Raw genomic sequence first — 16,432 nt, forward strand, 5'->3', positions numbered from 1 at the left:
GGCCAACACCCAGGGAGATCATGATGGACCATCGACGTCTCGGCCATTCCGGCCTGCGCGTGCCCGCGCTCAGCTTCGGCACCGCGACCTTTGGCGGCAGCAACGACTTCTTCAAGGCCTGGGGCGGGACCGACGCTGACGGCGCCTCCCGGCTGATCGACGTCTGCCTCGATCATGGCCTCTCGATGTTCGACAGCGCCGACGTCTATTCGGACGGCCTGGCCGAGAGCATTCTCGGCCAGGCCATCAAAGGCAAGCGCAACCGCCTGCTGATCTCGACCAAGGCGACGTTCCCGAAAGGCAGTGGCCCGAACGACTATGGCTCCTCGCGCCAGCATCTGATCGAGGCGATCGACGGCTCGCTCGCGCGGCTCGGCGTCGACCACATCGACCTGTTCCAGCTGCACGGCCAGGACTACAACACGCCGGTGGAGGAGACGCTGTCCACGCTCGACCAGCTCGTGCGCGCCGGCAAGATCCGCTACATCGGCTGCTCCAACTTCTCCGGCTGGCACCTGATGAAGTCGCTGGCCGCCTCCGACCGCTACGGCTATCCGCGCTATGTCGCGCATCAGGCCTACTACTCGCTGCTCAACCGCGACTATGAGTGGGAGCTGATGCCGCTGGGCGTCGACCAGGGCGTCGGCGCCGTGATCTGGAGCCCGCTCGGATGGGGCAAGCTGACCGGCAAGATCCGCCGCGGACAGCCGGCCAAGCCCGGCACCCGCGCCCACGACATCGCCGGCACGGGACCGCATTACGAGGAGGAGCGGCTGTATCGCGTCGTCGATGCGCTCGACGGCGTCGCCAAGGAGACCGGCAAGACGATTCCGCAGGTGGCGCTGAACTGGCTGCTGCAGCGCCCGACCGTGTCGACCATCATCGTCGGCGCCCGCAACGAGAGCCAGCTCATGGAGAACATCGGCGCGCTCGGCTGGAGCCTGACGGCGGAGCACGTGGCCACGCTCGATGCCGCCAGCGACATTCCAGCGGCCTATCCGGTCTGGCATCAGCGCGGCTTCCCGATGCTGAACGAGCGGCGCTAGCCGACGAGCGAAACTGCTGTGGACCATCGGCCGCAGGCCTCGTGCCTGCGGCGCCGATGCATTTGACGACGTCCCCCGGCCGGCACTAAAATCACGCTTCGATCGTCACGTGGCCGCGCTCCGGTCATTCTGGAGCCGCCACAACGGGGGGCATCGACCCCGGACCGATCGGCGGTTGAGCCTCACGACTGTGCCGGACCCGCAGTCTTCAATGTGACGATGTTTGGCTCACTAAGTCGTCCCGGCGAACCGCATCCGATTTTTGTTGAAGAGCGAAACTCTTGCTCCTCACCCTGAGGAGCCCGCCGCAGGCGGGCGTCTCGAAGGGCGAGGCCCACACTGTGGCCTCATGGTTCGAGACGGCGCTCCGCGCCTCCTCACCTTGAGGGGCCGCTCCGAGAGCGGCGCTGCACCTTGATCATGCGAAGCTGCTTACGGCGAACGATGGTGGCGTATTCGGCTCGCCGGCTGTGCGATCAAATGCTCCATCCCTCTGCCGGATACGCCAGCGCCTCCGCCGGCTTGATCTCAGCGCCCAGCCCGTTGCAAAATCGGCTGGCATAGAACGCCAGCGGCAGGCCGTCCTGGTGCCGGCACCAGCGCACTTCGCCGATGAACAGCGTGTGGTCTGCGATCTCGATCGCGTTGACGACCTCGCAGCCGAACTGCGCGATCGCCTGCGGCAGCAGGAAGAAGCCATCGCGTTCGTCGAAGCTTGGTGCGCCCTGCGGCAGCGGTGCGCCGGCGAAATGCCGGCCGATCGCGACGTCATCCGCCGCGAGCACGTTGACCGCATAGCGGCCGGAGGTACTCACCGCCTGCCAGGTGCGGCCGCGCTTCAGCGAGACCAGCACCGTGGGCGGCTGCATCGAGACCGTGGTGAAGCTGTTCGCGGTCATCCCGACCGGTGCGCCCTGGGCATCGCGGCTCGTCACGACGGTCACGCCTGTCGAGAACCGCGAGGCGGCAGCGCGAAAGCTGGCCGGGTCCGGATGATGGCTCATCGGCTTCTCTCCGCCATCACGCTGCGAGCCTTGCCCGGTCATCGATCCAGGCATGAATACGCCGGTCGCTCGCCAGCCGGTCCCACTGCCGCTCCGGATAGTTGAAATTGTCGGTGAACTCGTCACAGAGCACGCGATCCTGCGCCATGGTGAAGATCAGCCGGCCCATCGCCTCCGACGGCGGCTGCAGCATCAGATTGGTCCAGCGCGCCGCGGCGAGCACGCGGTTCTCGCGCGCGCGATCGACCGTCTCGACGAAGCGGTCGTCGAACGCCACGGCCTCGGTGATCGCCTTGCCGAGTTCGAACGCGGCGTAGGAAGCCATGTTGGCGCCCTGGCCCATCATCGGATCGACCACGGAGTGCACGTCGCCGAGCGCGATCGCGATCTTGCCGTCGTCGAAGCTGACCGAGGAGCGCCGCACGGTCGGCACCACGGCGCCCTGCAGGAGGTCCAGCGGCTGCAGATCGAAGCGGTGCGTGTCGATCCGGTTGTAGGTGTGCGGATGGTGCCTTTCGAGCTTGTCGAGCATCGTCTGCCGGAAGGCTGAGGGATCGGCGTCGTAGTTGAGCGACACCAGCTCGGCCATGTCGCCGCCGGGGATGTTCTCCATCAGCAGCGCCGTCTTCATGCCGCCGAAGGTCAGCGTCGGAATCACGATCATCTCGCCATGCCCCGGCGACACCGACAGCGTCACGCCGCGCGGATCGTCGCCCTCGGGGCTGCCGTGATCGACGCCGTCATACAGGCCGACACAAAGCAGGCGCTGCGGCTGGTTGTAGGGCGACAGCTCCGGCCGGTGGCTGAACATCCGCCCGAGCGCGCCCTTGCCGGTGGACACCACCAGCAGGTCGAAGCGCGCCACCAGCGCCGGAATGTCGTCGTCCTGAATGCTGGCATATTCGATCGCGCCGCCGCGATCCTCGAAATCCTTCATCAGCGCCGGCAGGTAGATCCGGTAGTCGACCGCGCGGCTCGGCTGCTTGAATGCGCCGCGAAAGAGCAGGGGGCTGCCCGGAAAATTGAAGAAGTGATCATGGTGGTGGTAGACGACATCGGGATCGTCCCAGTGATTCACGCCGAGCTCGTTCTCGCGCGCAACGGTGATGCCGTGATGCGCCACCGTGTTCATCAGCCGCGTCGCAGCATACTGCTCGGGCGCGCGATCCGTCAGGACGGTCGCCTGGATGCCGTGCTTCTGCAGATACAGCGCCAGATGCAGCCCTCCGATGCCGGCGCCGACGATGCCGATCGACTTCTCCATGGCTCTCCCTCCGTTTGATTTTTTTGGAGGCTAGACCAGTCCTCCGGATGCCGTATACGGAATGACAAGAATAAAACTCATTCCGGGGAGGAATGGATGGACCGGATCGACGCGCTGCAGACCTTCATCCGCGTCATGGAGGCCGGCAGCTTCACCCAGGCTGCGGCCGATCTCGGCCTGGGACAGCCGGCGATCACCAAGCGCATCGCGCTCCTGGAGGAGCAGTTCGGCTGCAGGCTGTTCGTACGCACCACGCGTAAGCTGCGGCCGACGCCCGAGGCCGACCGGGTGCTCAAGCTCGCCAAGGACATCGTCACCTTGTTCGAGAGCGCCGGCGTGCCATCGCCGAAGCGCGTCGGCGCGCCCTCCGGCACCCTGCGCATGACGGTGCCGACCTCGTTCGGCCGCACTTTCTTCCGCGACATTTTCGCCGAATATGGCCGTCGCTATCCAGAGGTGCGGCTCGATATCCGCTTCACCGAGCAGTTCGTCGACCTCGTGGAGACTGGCACGGAGCTCGCCATCCGCATCGGCGTGCTCAGCTCGAGCTCGCTGGTCGCGCGCCGCGTCGGCACGGTCAAGCGGCTGCTGGTCGCGGCGCCATCGCTGCTCGCAAGACACCGCCCGCCGCGCCTGCCCAACGATCTGCGCCAGCTTCCTTGTGTGACCTATTCGCGGCTGTCGCCGAAGAACGAGTGGAGCTTCGAATCCGAGACCGGCCGCCACGTCGTCGGCATCGCGCCCTCGCTCACCTGCGACGACGCCGACATCATGACTCAGGCCGCACTGGAGGGCCTCGGCGCCGCCGTGCTGCCGGACTGGTGCGCGGTGTGCCACATCGCCTCCGGCAAGCTCGTCCACCTGCTGCCGGACTACGATGTGCCGTCGCTGCCGCTCCACGTTGTCTATCCCGACCCGCAATGGATGTCGCACCGCGCCCGCCTGTTCCGCGACCTGATCATCGAGCGCGCGGACGTGTTCGCGATTGGTGCGGCAATGGCCACAAGAGTATAGCGATGTTAGAACTCATTGTAGGTGAGGTCAGAATGAGCGCGGTGCCCGTGAATGCGCCCTCTCCCCTTGCGGGAGAGGGCTTGTAGGACAGCGCGGCAAGCTCGGTTGGGTGAGGGGATGTCTCCACAAGCCGCGATCGCGGAGAGATACCCCTCACCCGAATGAGTGCGTCGAGAAGCCGGTGCAGCCCTCTCCCGCAAGGGGAGAGGGCGCTGTATCAGGCAGCGCACGCTGCTGCGCCATCGATTTCCTCTGCAGATCCGGTCAGCGCAAACGCTTGTTACGCTGAGTATGAACATCACCGGCGCTCTGATTGACGCGCCGTCTCATCTGCCCGCAATCTCCGCGCGATTTCGCAAGCAGTCATATTGCAGGGGCAGGGGATCGATGAACGAGGCCGCGAAGCCGGGCATTCCGCTGTGGTTCAAGCTTGCCTACAGCGCGTTCTGCGCGGTGCTGGTGCCGACCTATCTGATGGCCTACGGCCCGACCAACTTCCTGTATTTCTGCGACGTCGCGCTGTTGACCACGCTGGCCGCGGTCTGGCTGGAAAGCCCGCTGCTGGCCTCAGCGCCCGCGGTCGGCATCCTCCTGCCGCAGGCGTTGTGGGTCGTCGACTTCCTCGGCACCGCTGCAGGCGTGCCGTTGACGGGCATGACGGCCTACATGTTCGACGCCAAGCTGCCGCTGTTCACCCGCAGCCTGTCGTTCTTCCATTTCTGGCTGCCCTTCGTGCTGGCCTGGCTGGTATGGCGGCTCGGCTACGACCGCCGCGCCTTCGCGGTCTGGACCGTCGCCGCCTGGGCGCTGTTGTCGGTGTGCTACTTCCTGATGCCGCCGCCACCCGCGACCAGCGACCTGCCGGTCAACATCAACTACGTCTACGGTCTCAGCGACGCCGTGGCGCAGAGCTTCATGCCAGGACCGGCGTGGTTCGGGATGCTCCTGATCGGCCTGCCGCTCGTGATCTTCTATCCGACCCACCGACTGCTGCTGCGCTATGCAGGCCGCGCGCCGATGTTGACGGTTGTTCCTGTAAGGTTGTGATCCGCGCGTCTCTTTGAGGATCGTAGGCACGCGCCGCCGGCTGGCGTCGCTTCGGACACCGGCCTCTCCGCCGTCATTGCGAGCGAAGCGAAGCAATCCAGAGTGCCACGCGCGGTCCTCGATTGCTTCGCTTCGCTGGCAATGACGAAGATGCTAAGGCTTTGCCTTGAACGGACCGATCGAAGCGCGTGACGAAGGAGACGACGATGCGGCTCGCAGTGATTTCCGATGTGCATGGCAATCTGCCGGCGCTGGAGGCGGTGCTCGCGGACATCGAGACACGCGGCGTCGATGCCACCGTCAATCTCGGCGACTGCGTGACCAGCCCGTTGTGGCCGCGCGAGACATTCGACCTGCTGCAGTCGCTGGAGTTGCCGACCGTGCGTGGCAATCACGACCGCTGGATCGAGGAGTTGCCGGAGGAGAAGCTCTCTCCCGCCGGTCGCTTCGCTCGCGCGGCGCTGACCGCCGAGCAGCGCCGGGTGTTGCACGCGCTTCCGCCACGGATCGCGCTGGACCATGGCATCCTCGCCGTCCACGGCACCCCAGACGATGACTGCGCGCTTCTGCTCGAGGAGATGCTCGATGACGGCCGCTACGTGCCGGCGCGCCGCGACGTGCTGGCCTCGCGCCTCGTCAATCTCGGCGGTGCCACGCTCGTGCTGTGCGGCCACAGTCATCGGCAGGCGATGGTGCAGGTGCCGCGCGGACCCCTGGTGGTCAATCCCGGCAGCGTCGGCTGTCCGGTGTTCGGCGACATTCCTATTGCGGCACAGCTCGAATATCGCTCGCCGCACGCCCGCTACGCCGTGCTGACGGAGCGCCGCGGACATTGGCAGGCCGAGCTGCTGGCGCTGACCTATGACTGGGATCGCGCGGCGGCGCGCGCCGCCGAAAACGGCTTTCCGCATTGGGCCGGCGCCTACGCCTCGGGCGCGGTGATCTGACAGGGTACGACGACGCGGTGCTTGGCGAGGTACTTGGCGAGGCGCTATGCGATCGGCCATGCCCGTCGGGCAAATCAAGGCCGCTTCATCGCTGTTGTGCGCGATGCAACGGGCGGCATCGGCTTTAAATCTGCCTGCGCGCAGAAATTCATTTCTCCAACGCCTTCAAGCTGATTTGCCCTGTCCAGTCTCGCCGCGAAAAATTCTCTTGTTTCGCTTTGTCAGAAATCGTGCTTTCATCCCGCCGTCCCGCCCCGGCACGAGGGGCGTATCGCGATCGTCACGACACGCGGGGTGGGATGCGATGGGCGCTTGGGGCTGCAGCACGGCTGATGCCGTGCGGACGAACAGCCCTGGCGCACGCCGAAATCGCATGGTCCTGGCCTCCCGATGCTGAGGCCAAGCCGGTGGGGACGATGATCCGCCGGCGACGGGGGCAAGACAGCCGGTCCCCGGGGAGAGTGCGTATAAGGCGTAGAGCCGTCGTGCAGGGAATGCCGGTTGACCGGCTGGACCTGTGGTGACTGCCGCCTGCTTTCTTTCTGCAGGCGGGCCATGGGTTGCGGCCAGCACCCGGCATTCCCTGCGCCCTCGACCTGAACGAGGGGGACATGGACGATCATGACTCGGGCACATCGTGCCGCGGGAACGACGAGTTGCATCCAGCCCTGTCAGCGCGCGCATTCGGAGGTTCCGTAATTCTACGGGCGGGACAATTAACGCGGCTGAAGCAGCCGATCAGGCATGGCAAGGGATCACAAGGAAGGTTCTGCGCGCTCATGAATTGGCCTGGGGATCCCACGCGCTCGAAGCGAACGGCCGGCGGCAGCCCGCTGGGGGCCTTCTTCCTTTGGATCGGCGGCTTCGGGGCCATCGAAGGTCTCGACGACGAAGCGCTGACCGAGCGCGATCGCCGGCGCATCCGCGCGCGGCAGGTCGATGCCGTCGCGCGCCTCGTCCCCGTGACCATCGGCATCAACTTCGCCAACGCCGCCATCATCCTCGGCGTGTTCTGGAACACCGTCTCCAATCTCTTTCTCTTCGCGTGGGGCGCCGCGATCGCCGTGGCCGGCGGCATGGCGCTGCGCGGCTGGTGGCGCGCGCGCAAGTCGCGGCCGCAGGAGGCGTCCGAACGCGCCACCTCCCGGATGACGCTGCAGGCGTTTTTCTTGGCGACCATCTGGGGATCGCTGCCGCTGATCGTGATGCCGCAGGTCGATCCGCATCTGCAGATCATCGTGGGCTCGCTGATGACCGGGATGATCTCCGGTGGCGCGTTCGCGATGTCGAGCGTGCCGCGGGCTGGTCTCGCCTACACCTGGACCCTGATGCTCGCCTCGGTCGGCTCGCTTTTTCTTTGCGGCGGCGCGACCTATCTCGTGCTCGTCGTGTTCCTGCTGCTCTACACCTCGTTCATGGTGCGGCACCTGGTGTCGCACGGCAACGTGTTCCTGGAAAACCTGAAGGCGCAGATCCGGCACGAGCGCCAGAACGAGACGATCTCGCTGCTTCTGAAGGAATTCCAGGAGAACGCCGCGAGCTGGCTGTGGCAGACCGATGCCGAGGGCCGTCTGATCGACGCGCCGCAGCGCTTCGCCGACGTGGCCCAGCTTCCGCTCGATCAGCTCAAGGGCGAGCGGCTGATCGATACGCTGAAATATCTCTGCCCGACGGATACGGCGACGCTCAAGACGTTCGCCGATCGGATGGCGCAGCGGCTGTCGATCCCGGAGATCCTGATCCACGTCGTGGTTGCCGGCGGCGAGCGCCGCCGTTGGGCGCTGACGGCGCGGCCGGCGCGGGATCACGAGGGCAAGTTCGCAGGCTATCGCGGCTTCGGCCGCGACGTCACCGAGCGCTGGCGCGCCGAGCAGGCGGAAGCTGAAAGCCGCGCCAAGTCCGACTTCCTGGCGATGATGAGCCACGAGATCCGCACGCCGATGAACGGCGTGCTCGGGCTCGCTTCGACCTTGCTGGAGACCAAGCTCGACGACGAGCAGCGTCATGCGGTCATGACGATCCGCGAGTCCGGCGACAACCTGCAGCGCATCCTCAACGACATCCTCGATCTGTCCAAGCTCAACGCCGGCAAGCTCGAATTCGAGACGGTGGAGTTTTCGCCGGCGGCGCTGGTCGAGGCGGTTACTGCCATCATGGGCGTCAACGCGAAATCGAAGAGCCTGCTGGTCAACGCGGATATCGATCCGAAGCTGCCGCCGGCGCTCAAGGGCGACGTGGCGCGCATTCGTCAGGTGCTGATCAATCTCGCCTCCAATGCGGTGAAGTTTACCGAGCAGGGAGGCATCACCATCGCCGTGGCCTGCCGCGCGCGCGACGATCAGAAGGCGACCATCGAGTGGCGCGTTTCCGACACCGGCATCGGCATTCCCGCCGATCGGGTCGGCAAGCTGTTCACGGATTTCGCCCAGGCCGATGCCTCGATCAACCGCCGCTTCGGCGGCACCGGGCTCGGTCTGGCGATCTCCCGGCGGATCATCGAGCAGATGGGCGGGGTTATCGCGGTGTCGTCGGTGCAGGGCGAAGGCTCGACCTTCCGCTTCAGCCTGACCTTGCCGTGGAGTGACAAGCAGGTGTCCGATCAGCGCGCCGACCGGGTCGGTGCCGGCGACCTCAAGGCGCGGATCGAGGCGCTCGGCCGTCCCTTGCGCGTGCTGATCGCCGAGGACGACGCCACCAACCGCATGGTGGTGTCGAAGATGCTGCAGGAGTTCCCGGTCGACAAATGCATCGTTCCGGATGGCTTGCAGGCGGTGAAGGCGGCCGACGAACAGGCGTTCGACCTGGTGCTGATGGACGTTCGCATGCCGGAGATGGACGGCATCACCGCGACCCGGGCCATTCGGGCCAAGGGTGGACGGCTGGCCGGGCTGCCGATCATCGCGCTGACCGCGAATGCCTTCCCCGACGATATCAAGCAGTGCCGCGAGGCCGGCATGACCGACTTTCTGGCCAAGCCGTTGCGCAAGCCGGCGATGGTGGCGGCGATGCTGAAGGCAATCGGCACGCCCGCGCCCAGCGTCGAGGCGCCGGCACTGGCGCCGTCTGATGTCCCGGCTGCGACGGCGGAGGCCTGAGCCGATAACGAGGGGAGCTAGACCGAGAAGCTGGTGCCGCAGCCGCAGGAGGCGGTGGCGTTGGGATTATTGACCCGGAACGAGGCGCCCATCAGGTCGTCGACGAAATCGACCTCCGAGCCGGCGAGAAACGGCACCGAGGCGGGATCGACCAGCACCACGGCGCGATCGCGCTCGATGACGAGGTCGTCGTCGGCCTTGGCACGGTCGATGTCGAACTTGTACTGGAAGCCGGAGCAGCCGCCGCCTTCGACCGAGATGCGCAGCATCGCGCCGGCGCTCTCCTTGCCGAGGATCTCGCCGATGCGGCGGGCTGCGCGTTCGCTGATGGTGACGGGGCCGGTCGAGGCATCAGTCATGGCAGGAGGTCTCCGAGAGCAGTGCGTCATGCCCTATTCATTTGGTCGCGGGCACTCCCCATAGTTAAGTGGGCTCCGCCGAGGAATCAAATCGCAAAAGGAACAATCGCCCGTGTCGGTCGGAATGGCTGCCCCCCGCGCTCCCTATTCCTGCGATCCCGATCGCAGCCGCGGCCGCCTGTTCGCCGAGCCGCCGTCCCGCACCCGCAGCCCCTTTCGCCGGGATTGCGACCGCGTCATCCATTCGACCGCCTTCCGCCGGCTGAAGCACAAGACCCAGGTGTTCGTCTTCCACGAAGGCGACCACTACCGCACACGCCTGACCCATTCTTTGGAAGTCGCCCAGATCGCCCGCGCGCTGGCCCGCCAGTTCGGCCTCGATGAGGACCTGACGGAGACGCTGGCCTTGGCGCATGATCTCGGCCACCCGCCGTTCGGCCATGCCGGCGAGCGGGCGCTGAACCGCTGCATGGCCGAGCATGGCGGCTTCGACCACAATGCCCAGACATTGCGCATCGTCACCTCGTTCGAGCAGCGCTACCCGGAGTTCGACGGCCTCAACCTGACCTGGGAATCGCTCGAGGGCATCGTCAAGCACAACGGGCCGTTGCGGGAGCCGATCCCGCCGGGAATCGCCGAGTTCAATGCCCGGTTCGACCTGGAGCTGTGGAGCTACGCCTCGCTCGAGGCCCAGGTCGCGGCGCTCGCGGACGACATCGCCTATGACGCCCACGACATCGACGACGGGCTGCGGGCCGGCCTGTTCACGGTCGATGACCTCCAGGAAATTCCGCTGCTCGCGGCGATGATCGCCGAGATCGACCGCCAATATCCGGCGCTCGATCCGATCCGGCGCGGAGCCGAACTGGTGCGCGAGCTGATCTCCTATCTGATCGCAGCCGTAGCCGCCGAGGCCGAGCGCCGGATCGCGCGGGCGCAGCCGATGTCGCCTCACGACATCAGGCGGCACAGCGGGCCGCTGGTGGCATTTCCGGCCGATGTCGCCGAGCACGAGGCGACCATCAAGGGGTTTCTCTGGCAGCGGATGTACCGCCATGAGCGGGTGATGCGGGTGATGCGCGACGCCGAGCGCATCGTCGCCGACCTCTACGGCCGCTACCATGAGGACGGTTCGACGCTGCCCGCAGGCTGGCTGGACGGTTGCGACGGCGAGGGCGATCGGGCTCGCCGCATCGGCCATTTTATCGCCGGAATGACGGACCGTTTCGCCTTAACCGAGCACCACCGGCTTTTTGACTCGACTCCGGATTTGCGTTAGGCGGCGGCATGGTCGAACAAGCTTCCACCCCTTACCTTTTTGCCGACATGCTCGCGCGTGTCCACGCCGTATGTGCCATCATCGCCAAGCAGGGCGGCTGGCCCGAAGACATCGATCTTTCGCGCGTGGTGGTCGAGCCGCCGCGCGATCCGAGCCATGGCGACATGGCCACCAATGCCGCGATGGTGCTCGCCAAGGAGGCGAAGGCCAAGCCGCGCGATCTCGCCGAACAGATCGCCGAGCGCCTGCGCGCCGATGAGCTGGTCGCCAAGGTCGACGTCGCCGGGCCCGGCTTCATCAACCTGACCCTGCAGCCGACCGTCTGGGCGCAAGCGCTCGGCACGATCCTGCGCGAAGGCGCTGCCTACGGCCGCGTCGCGCCGGTGCCGGGCGCGCCGAAAGTCAACGTCGAGTACGTCTCGGCCAATCCGACCGGGCCGATGCATGTCGGGCACTGCCGCGGCGCCGTGTTCGGCGATGCGCTATGCAGCCTGCTGCAGTTCGCCGGGCGCGACGTCACGCGCGAGTACTACATCAACGACGCCGGCGCCCAGGTCGACGTGCTCGCGCGCTCCGCCTTCCTCCGGTATCGCGAGGCGCTCGGCGAAGACATCGGCGCGATTCCGGATGGGCTCTATCCCGGCGACTATCTCAAGCCGGTCGGGCAGGCGCTGGCGGCCGAGCACGGCGACAAGCTCAAGGCCATGCCTGAGACCGAGTGGCTGCCGATCGTACGCGACAAGGCGATCACGATGATGATGGCCGAGATCAAGGACGATCTCGCCGCGCTCAACATCCGTCATGACGTGTTCTTCTCGGAGCGTTCGCTGATCGCAGGTAGCACCAACAAGGTTGCCGACACGATCGAGTTCCTGCGCGAGCGGGGCGACGTGTATGAAGGCCGTCTGCCGCCGCCGAAGGGCGCGCCGCCCGAGGACTGGGAGGATCGCGAGCAACTGCTGTTCCGCGCTACCGCCTATGGCGATGACGTCGATCGTCCACTGATCAAGTCGGACGGCAGCTACACCTATTTCGCCTCCGACATTGCCAATCACCGGCACAAGTTCGAGCGCGGCTTCGCCGACCTCATCGACGTGTTCGGCGCCGATCACGGCGGCTACATCAAGCGCATGCAGGCCGCGGTGAAAGCGGTGACCGCCGGACAGGCGGTGCTCGACGTCAAGGTCGTGCAGCTCGTCAAGCTGTTGCGCAATGGCGAGCCGGTGAAGATGTCGAAGCGCTCCGGCGACTTCGTCACCTTGCGGGAAGTTGTTGATGAAGTGGGGCGCGATGCGGTCCGTTTCATGATGCTCTATCGCAAGAACGACGCCGTGCTCGATTTCGACCTGGCCAAGGTGATCGAGCAGTCGCGCGACAATCCGGTGTTCTACGTCCAGTACGGTCACGCGCGGGGGCATTCGATCTTCCGCAATGCGCGGGAGAGCGTGCCCGAGCTGCCGGAGGAGGAGGGGGCACGGCTGGCGTTCCTCCGCGAGGCCAAGCTCGAAAAACTCTCCGACTCGGCCGAACACGACCTCTTGAAACGCCTGGCACTGTACCCACGTACGGTGGAGAGCGCGGCCCTGGCGCATGAGCCGCACCGGATCGCCTTCTACCTGTATGAACTTGCAAGCGAATTTCACGCCCTCTGGACGCGGGGGCGGGATTTGCCCTATTTACGCTTCATTATCGATGATGATGCAGAATTGACCAAGGCACGTTTGGCCATGGTTCAGGGCGTCGTCTCGGTTCTGGCGTCGGGACTTGCGATCTTGGGCGTTAATGCTCCTGATGCAATGCGCTGATTGGGGGAAACACACGACTTCAGTTGGGGGCCTCAATCTGGCAGGGTCCGCCTTAGGACGCATATGCGGCTCACCCGCAGGGACGCTTCATCACGATGGCTGATCGTTACCAGGACAGACCCTTTCCCGCTGATGGTTTTGGCCGTGGTGGAAACCAGCAGGCCGATGCCGATCCGCTCGCCGAACTCGCTCGCCTGATCGGGCAGAACGATCCTTTTGCCGCCTCGGGCCGGGCCACCCCGCAGTCTCAGCCGCGGCCGATGGCGCGCCCCGCGGCGCCCGCGCCAGAACAGCCGGTCCCCGGCATGCCTTCGGCCGGTGCCCCGGCCTGGATGCAGCGAGCCCAGCCTGCCGCCGCCAACCCCTTCGCCGACATGGGCCGCGAGCCGCCGCAGCCGGCGCCCGCACCGCCGGCCTTTCCGGCGGGCTATCAGGATCCGCGCGGCCAGCCAGGCTTCCCTGATCAGGATTTCGCGCCCGCGCCCGCTCCCCGGCAGCAGCAGGGTTATCCGAACGCGGAGTTCGCCGATCAGTTGTCCAAGCTCGACTACAGCGTCGGCGAGTCGCGCCACGGGTTCGCCGAGAATGATCGCGACTACAACCGCGACAACGGCTTCGATGACAATGAGCCGGACTCCTCGCGCTATGACGATGCGCTGTTCGGGCAGATGGGCTCGGGACAGCAGGGGTTTCAGGGCGAAAACGATTTCCAGGACAGCCAATACGGCTATCAGGACGGTTACGACGAAGGCGAGGAAGAGGAGCGGCCGCGGCGGCGCAGCGGCATGAGCACCGTGCTCGCGGTGCTGACCCTTGCGGTGGTCGGCACCGGCGGCGCCTACGGCTACAAGACCTACATCTCGTCCGGCCGGACCGGCGAGCCGCCGATCATCCGCGCTGACAACAGTCCGACCAAGATCATGGCCCAGCAGGATCCGACGCCGAAGGTGCCGGATCGGCTGCTCGGCAATGACGGCGGCGAGAAGCTGGTGTCCCGCGAGGAGACGCCGATGGATCTGAACACCCGCGGCGGCAATCCGCGCGTGGTGTTCCCGCAGATGAACCAGAATGCGGCTCCGCCGCCGGTCAGCGCCGGGGCGGCCCCGATGTCGCAGATGGCCAATGCCAATGGCATTTTGCCCAACAGTGATCCGCGTCCGATCAAGACGCTGTCCGTGACGGGAGGCAATCAGGCCGCCGCGGTCGATCCGCCGATGCCTGCGACGCCTCCAACCAAACCGGCGGCGACGCCGAAGGGCCGTAAATCGCCGGCCAACGCCAACGCGTCGGCCGCCAACGACAGCCCGATGCCGCTGACACCGCAGCCGGCCGCGCCGGCGAGCGCGCCGGCTCGGATCGCCGCAGCCGTGCCGGTCACCGAGCAGACCCAGAACGATCGGACCGGCGGTTATCTGGTCTCGATCTCGTCGCAGGCCAGCGAGGCCGAGGCGATGACATCGTACAAGGCGGTGCAGGACAAGTACGGCGCCGTACTGGGCAAATACGAGCCGATCATCAAGCGGATGGATCTGGGTGAGAAGGGTGGCGTCAGGTACCGCGCGGCCGTTGGGCCCTTCGCGACGAAGGAAGAGGCCAACAAGATGTGCGGATCGTTGAAAACTGCCGGCGGACAGTGTTTCCCGTTTAGCAACAATTAAGGCTCGCTTGACCGCCTCCGAGGCGGGGTCTATGCGGCCCGCATGACCATGCGGGCTTTCATCACCGGCATCTCCGGACCGGATCTCAGCGACGCCGAGCGCGCGTTCATCCGCGAGTTCAGGCCCTGGGGCTTCATCCTGTTCAAGCGCAACGTCCAGTCACCCGCCCAAGTGACTGAACTGGTTGAGGAATTAAGGGCCTGCGTCGGCCGCGCCGACGCTCCCGTTCTGATCGACCAAGAGGGTGGCCGGGTGCAGCGCCTGGGGCCGCCGCATTGGCCGGCCTATCCCGCCGGCGTGGTGTTCGACCGTCTCTACGACCTTGATTCGGCCGCAGGCCTCCGTGCCGCCTGGCTCAGCGCCCGCCTGATCGCCGATGACCTGATCGCGCTCGGCATCACCGTGGATTGCCTGCCGCTCGCCGACGTCCCCGTCGCCGGTGCCGATGCCGTGATCGGGGATCGGGCCTATGGCACGACGCCAACGAAGGTCGCTGCAATTGCCCGGGCGGTGACGGAGGGGCTGGAGCAGGGCGGCGTGCTGCCGGTCCTGAAGCACATTCCGGGGCATGGCCGGGCCACCGCCGACACCCATTTCCGCCTGCCGACCGTGGACGCGCCAGAAGCGGAACTTGACGCCACCGATTTCGCCGCCTTCGGGCTGCTGGCCGACCTCCCGATGGCGATGACTGCACATGTTGTGTTTAGCGCGATCGACGCCGCCCATCCGGCCACGACTTCTGCGACAATGATCGAACGGGTGATTCGCAAACGGATCGGGTTCCAGGGTTTGTTGATGAGTGATGACGTTTCCATGAACGCATTGGCCGGATCGATCGCCGAGCGTACGCGCGCGATCGTCGCGGCCGGCTGCGACATGGTTCTGCATTGCAACGGCAAGCTCGACGAAATGAAGGCCGTCGCAGCGGAAACGCCGGAGCTGGCCGGCCAGGCTCTGATCCGCGCCGATCGTGCACTTGCGGCGCGCAAGGCACCCACAGGCTTCGATCGTGACGCCGCGCGCGGCGAGCTCGACGCCCTGATCAACCGGCTGGGACCCGCGAGCGCATGACCGCTGAAATTCTGTCGTTTGAAACCGGCCGTCCCACGACGGAGCTGGCCGAGGCCGAGCCGGCGTTGGTCGTCGACGTCGAGGGCTACGAGGGCCCGCTCGATCTGCTGCTCGCGCTGGCGCGGCAGCAGAAGGTCGACCTCGCCAAGATCTCGATCCTGGCGCTCGCCGACCAATATCTTCAGTTCATCGAGGCCGCCCGCAAGATCCGGCTGGAGCTCGCCGCCGACTATCTCGTGATGGCGGCCTGGCTCGCCTTTCTGAAGTCGCGCCTGCTGCTGCCCGAGCCGCCGGCGCAGGAAGGTCCGAGCGCCGAGGAGATGGCCACGGCACTTGCCAACCGGCTGCGCCGGCTGGAGGCGATCCGCGAGGCCGCCAATCGCCTGATGAACCGGCCGCAGTTCCAGCGTGACGTGTTCCCGCGCGGTAACCCGGAGGCCATCGCGGAGGTCCGTCGTCCCAAATTCACCGCGACCCTGTTCGACCTGCTGTCGGCCTATGCCATCCAGCGGCAGTCGCGCGTCGTCACGTCCGTTCATATGGCCAAGCGCACCGTCTGGTCGCTCGCCGAGGCGCGCGCGTCGCTCGAACGGCTCGTCGGCATGACCGAGGTGTCGGACGACTGGGGATGTCTCGACGACTACCTGCTGGATTACGTCGTCGAGCCTGCACAGAAGGCCACCGTCTTCGCATCGAGCTTTGCGGCCGTCCTCGAGCTGGTTCGCGAAGGCAAGCTCGAGCTGAACCAGAAGCAGGCGTTCGCGCCGCTGTATTTTCGTAAGCGTCCACCGATCCAGCCCGGCGCCATGGCTGCGCCGGACTTGACGGTTGAGTAACGAACAA

Annotated in this window: 13 protein-coding genes; 10 read left to right on the forward strand and 3 right to left on the reverse strand. The window is 66.2% G+C overall.

Annotation, left to right across the window (positions count from 1 at the left end):
• Positions 1-23: 23 nt before the first annotated feature.
• Positions 24-1,046, forward strand: coding sequence for an aldo/keto reductase (locus QX010_RS07130; protein ID WP_316178539.1), 1,023 nt, complete (start codon positions 24-26; stop codon positions 1,044-1,046).
• Positions 1,047-1,522: 476 nt separating this feature from the next.
• Here QX010_RS07130 and QX010_RS07135 read toward each other — a convergent pair whose 3' ends face one another.
• Both QX010_RS07135 and styA read right to left on the reverse strand, forming a co-directional pair.
• The gene (locus tag QX010_RS07135) at positions 1,523-2,050 is read right to left on the reverse strand and encodes a flavin reductase family protein (protein ID WP_316178541.1); all 528 of its coding nucleotides are present in this window, start codon (positions 2,048-2,050) and stop codon (positions 1,523-1,525) included.
• Positions 2,051-2,066: 16 nt separating this feature from the next.
• Positions 2,067-3,314: a styrene monooxygenase subunit StyA gene (gene styA / locus QX010_RS07140; RefSeq protein WP_316178543.1), complete on the reverse strand. Its 1,248-nt coding sequence runs from the start codon at positions 3,312-3,314 to the stop codon at positions 2,067-2,069.
• A 96-nt stretch (positions 3,315-3,410) separates the two neighbouring features.
• Here styA and QX010_RS07145 point away from each other — a divergent pair, with 96 nt between their 5' ends.
• The 4 genes from QX010_RS07145 to QX010_RS07160 all read left to right on the forward strand — a co-directional run bounded on the left by QX010_RS07145 (position 3,411) and on the right by QX010_RS07160 (position 9,417).
• Positions 3,411-4,328 carry a LysR family transcriptional regulator gene (locus QX010_RS07145; protein ID WP_316178545.1) on the forward strand — a complete coding sequence of 306 codons (918 nt, stop codon included), beginning with the start codon at positions 3,411-3,413 and terminating at the stop codon, positions 4,326-4,328.
• Between the two features lie 387 nt (positions 4,329-4,715).
• The gene (locus QX010_RS07150; protein ID WP_316178547.1) at positions 4,716-5,375 is read left to right on the forward strand and encodes a hypothetical protein; all 660 of its coding nucleotides are present in this window, start codon (positions 4,716-4,718) and stop codon (positions 5,373-5,375) included.
• A gap of 206 nt (positions 5,376-5,581) precedes the next feature.
• Positions 5,582-6,322, forward strand: a complete 741-nt coding sequence (locus tag QX010_RS07155) for a metallophosphoesterase family protein (RefSeq protein WP_316178549.1) — start codon at positions 5,582-5,584, stop codon at positions 6,320-6,322.
• Between the two features lie 779 nt (positions 6,323-7,101).
• Positions 7,102-9,417, forward strand: coding sequence for an ATP-binding protein (locus QX010_RS07160; protein ID WP_316178551.1), 2,316 nt, complete (start codon positions 7,102-7,104; stop codon positions 9,415-9,417).
• A gap of 17 nt (positions 9,418-9,434) precedes the next feature.
• Here the strand turns inward: QX010_RS07160 and erpA are convergent, their stop codons facing one another.
• On the reverse strand, positions 9,435-9,776 hold the full coding sequence (gene erpA, locus QX010_RS07165; RefSeq protein WP_315711699.1) for an iron-sulfur cluster insertion protein ErpA: 342 nt from the start codon (positions 9,774-9,776) through the stop codon (positions 9,435-9,437).
• 112 nt (positions 9,777-9,888) lie between these two features.
• On the opposite strand from erpA, the gene QX010_RS07170 reads away from it, so the two are divergent.
• The 5 genes from QX010_RS07170 (at position 9,889) to QX010_RS07190 (ending at position 16,425) form a co-directional block, all read left to right on the forward strand.
• Positions 9,889-11,055 carry a deoxyguanosinetriphosphate triphosphohydrolase gene (locus tag QX010_RS07170; RefSeq protein ID WP_316178553.1) on the forward strand — a complete coding sequence of 389 codons (1,167 nt, stop codon included), beginning with the start codon at positions 9,889-9,891 and terminating at the stop codon, positions 11,053-11,055.
• An 8-nt stretch (positions 11,056-11,063) separates the two neighbouring features.
• Complete coding sequence (argS, locus tag QX010_RS07175) at positions 11,064-12,860, forward strand: arginine--tRNA ligase (protein WP_316178554.1); 1,797 nt, start codon at positions 11,064-11,066, stop codon at positions 12,858-12,860.
• Between the two features lie 95 nt (positions 12,861-12,955).
• Positions 12,956-14,518: an SPOR domain-containing protein gene (locus QX010_RS07180; RefSeq protein ID WP_316178555.1), complete on the forward strand. Its 1,563-nt coding sequence runs from the start codon at positions 12,956-12,958 to the stop codon at positions 14,516-14,518.
• 42 nt (positions 14,519-14,560) lie between these two features.
• Entirely contained in the window at positions 14,561-15,589 is a 1,029-nt protein-coding gene (gene nagZ, locus QX010_RS07185; protein WP_316178557.1) for a beta-N-acetylhexosaminidase, read from the forward strand.
• Positions 15,586-16,425 carry a ScpA family protein gene (locus QX010_RS07190; protein WP_315751001.1) on the forward strand — a complete coding sequence of 280 codons (840 nt, stop codon included), beginning with the start codon at positions 15,586-15,588 and terminating at the stop codon, positions 16,423-16,425. The genes nagZ and QX010_RS07190 overlap by 4 nt, the downstream gene beginning before the upstream one ends.
• The last annotated feature ends 7 nt before the right edge of the window (positions 16,426-16,432 follow it).

Source organism: Bradyrhizobium sp. SZCCHNRI1009, assembly GCF_032487575.1.
Lineage (GTDB): Bacteria > Pseudomonadota > Alphaproteobacteria > Rhizobiales > Xanthobacteraceae > Bradyrhizobium.